Origin of the sequence: Kitasatospora sp. NPDC059722 (genome assembly GCF_042733235.1) — a bacterium.
Taxonomy (GTDB): Bacteria; Actinomycetota; Actinomycetes; order Streptomycetales; family Streptomycetaceae; genus Kitasatospora.
The window spans coordinates 4,348-7,050 of sequence record NZ_JBHWGD010000174.1 but is presented as its reverse complement, the minus strand read 5'-3'; the positions used below and the strand labels follow the sequence as shown (position 1 = coordinate 7,050).

General features: G+C 70.0%; 4 protein-coding genes. 3 read left to right on the top strand and 1 reads right to left on the bottom strand.

The features are described from left to right. Positions 1 to 519 precede the first annotated feature (519 nt). Positions 520 to 987 carry an SRPBCC family protein gene (locus tag ACFV4F_RS41450; protein ID WP_380448929.1) on the top strand — a complete coding sequence of 156 codons (468 nt, stop codon included), beginning with the start codon at positions 520 to 522 and terminating at the stop codon, positions 985 to 987. Positions 988 to 1,013: 26 nt separating this feature from the next. Here ACFV4F_RS41450 and ACFV4F_RS41445 read toward each other — a convergent pair whose 3' ends face one another. Further along, positions 1,014 to 1,508: a hypothetical protein gene (locus ACFV4F_RS41445; protein WP_380510858.1), complete on the bottom strand. Its 495-nt coding sequence runs from the start codon at positions 1,506 to 1,508 to the stop codon at positions 1,014 to 1,016. 266 nt (positions 1,509 to 1,774) lie between these two features. Here ACFV4F_RS41445 and ACFV4F_RS41440 point away from each other — a divergent pair, with 266 nt between their 5' ends. Together ACFV4F_RS41440 and ACFV4F_RS41435 are read left to right on the top strand one after the other, a co-directional pair. After that, positions 1,775 to 2,191 carry a hypothetical protein gene (locus tag ACFV4F_RS41440; RefSeq protein ID WP_380510856.1) on the top strand — a complete coding sequence of 139 codons (417 nt, stop codon included), beginning with the start codon at positions 1,775 to 1,777 and terminating at the stop codon, positions 2,189 to 2,191. Further along, positions 2,188 to 2,607, top strand: a complete 420-nt coding sequence (locus ACFV4F_RS41435; protein WP_380510853.1) for a thiol-disulfide oxidoreductase DCC family protein — start codon at positions 2,188 to 2,190, stop codon at positions 2,605 to 2,607. Before ACFV4F_RS41440 ends, ACFV4F_RS41435 begins: the two co-directional genes overlap by 4 nt. Positions 2,608 to 2,703 lie beyond the last annotated feature (96 nt).

The following is a 2,703-nucleotide window of genomic DNA, read 5'->3' as shown; positions in this document are numbered from 1 at the left end:
TTCGAGCCGCCTTCCAGCGGGCCCTCCGGGCGCTTCGTTCTTTCGTGTTTCCAGCTTATCAGATGTTTTCCGCTCCGTTTTCCGGAGTTTCATTCGTCCGATTCGCTGGTGTCTTTCGGCGCTGTTGCCCCGTCCGACGTTCCAAACTCTAGCCGATCCCCGCTCCGCAAAGCGAATCCGGCCGAAGTCCGAATGCAATCCCGATAAACGCGCACACCGAATACGCACCGAGCCGAACGCGCACATGGCGAGCCCGACCCGCTTCGTACCGGGACGTGGTGTCTTTCGTGGATTTGGCCGCTCCGGGACCGTCCGCGCCGATGCGTGTCCGGTGCTCCCTGTCGAGCGACTCGGGAACACTACTCCGCCTCCACTCCCGAGGCAAAACGGCGGCTACCGTCCGCCGGTCGCCGTGCCGGCCGGGGCGAGCGGCTTCCACCGAGCGCCGGCGGCCGGTCGGCGCAACCCTGGTTGTGAGGCCTGAGTGCGCCGAGATCCGGAGAGGGCCCGATCAGCACCATGACGATTGACGAGACCGCCGAACGGGTGATCCCGCTGCCGCCCGACGTGGTGGCCGGCTATGCGATGGACTGGCGCCACGACGCCGAGTGGACCCAGGGCATCCGCGAGGCCCGGCTGACCCGTGAGGCAGACGAGGGCGGGTTCGGCGTCGGTGCCGAGGTCACCCGTACGGCGCACTTCCTCGGCAAGCGCATCGACTACGTGCTGCGCGTGGCGGAGTACGAGCCGCTGCGGCTGCTGGACATGGTCTCGGTCGCCGGTCCGATGCCGATGCACGTCACCTACCGCTTCGCCCCGCACCCCGGCGGCACCCTCGCCCGGATCCGGGTGCGGGGCGACGCCGGAGGCTACTACCGCCTGGCCGCGCCGATCATGGCGCGCAAGGTCCGCTCGTCCATCGCCAAGGACCTGCGCGACCTCGAACGTCGACTCCGTCCTTCCCGTTGGGCGACTGGATCCGAATAGGTGACCGCGGGCAGGTCCTCGCCGAGTCAGAGGACCTCGGTCTGCTGCGGGGTCACGCAGTGGGAGTACTCGCCGACCTGCACGATGTAGCCCTTCGGGGGCTCCAAGGACGTCGTCCACCAGATCCCGGTGACCTCTCCGACAGCATCCGCCGTCGCACCCGGGGTGTCCGACTCCATACGGATTCGGACGCGGGTTCCCTCGGGCAGGTCGCTGCGATAACGGGGCGGCATGCCGGGATGAAGTCCTCCCCGCGAGACCAGGAACTCCGGCCGCAGCCTCCAGGGGCTGCCGTCCTCGGTCTCCACCGAGTAGAGCGGTCCGACCCGGCCGTCGCGCTCGTCCGGCGCAATGGCACACCCGACGATCACACCACGGCTGCCCACGGTCTCCGGCCCGAGCTGGCCCAGTTCCGGGACGGGCGGGTGCGGCGTCGCCAGTTCCACCATCTCGCCGTAGACCAGCGTGGCCGGCTCGGGCCAGGGAGTCTCGTCCAGCAGCCACCGATGCCCGACCGTCATGAGCCCCTCCCGTTCATGGCCTCGGTGGACCCGCCACACCATATCCGCGAGGCGGTTGGCCGGAGCAGCCCGATCGGCTCTCCGGCCGCACGCTCCCGAGGCCTCGGCCGGCCCGGCGCCGACCACCGTCACGTCGGATCCACTCATTCAGGCAGTCACAAGCGTCCGAAGATCACCCCCGGCGGTATTGAACACGTTCAAAGTGGCGCTACAGTGTTCCTCGACAAGGTTTTGAACGCGTTCGAAACGCGGAGGGGAGTAGTCCCGTGGACTACACAGTCGTCAGCTATGCCGTCTATCTGCCGATCGCCACCGGTGTGACGATCTGGGTGGCCCGCACGCTCAGCCGGAACGGCCGGATCTTCCTGGCGGACGTCTTCGCCGGGGACGACCGGCTCGCCGACGCCGTCAACCACCTGCTCGTGGTCGGCTTCTACCTGATCAACCTCGGGTTCGTCGCGCTCTGGATGCGCAGCGACGAGCGGGTGGGCGACGTCCGGGGCGTCTTCAACGCGCTCTCGTACAAGCTCGGCACCGTGCTGCTGGTGCTCGGAGCGATGCACCTCGGAAATGTCTACGTGCTGAGCCGGATCCGCCGCCGGGGCACGCAGGAGCGCGAGCCGATGGCGCCGTCGCGCCCGCCGGTCCCGGCGCAGGGCCACGTCACACCGGGCCCGGCGTGACCGCCGGCCAGGACGCACCGCCGCCCGTGCGGTGGCTCACCGTGCTCCACGATCCCGCCTGCCCGCTCTGTCGCAGCCTCACCGCCTGGCTGCGCGGGCAGCGGCAACTCGTCCCGCTGGAGTTCGTCGCGGCCGGCTCCGCCGAGGCCCACGAGCTCTTCCCCGGGCTCGACCACGACGCGTCGCTCGGCGAGATCACCGTGGTGGGCGACACCGGAGAGGTGTGGCGCGGCCACCACGCCTTCGTCGCCTGTCTCTGGGCACTGGCCGACCACCGGTCGCTTGCCCGGCGCCTCTCCACACCGGCCGGTCTCCCGCTCGCCCGGGCCGCCGCCTTCGCGGCCGCCCGGATCCGGGCAGTCACCAAGGTGTCGGCGAGCAGCTGTCCGTCGGGAGAGTGTGACGTCCCCGGCTAGGGCCGGGGACGTGAACCGGGGGGGATGGTCACAGGGCCCCCGCCCCTGGGCTGCCCCACAGACGACCGAGGTACCCCGATAGCCCCACCCCACCCC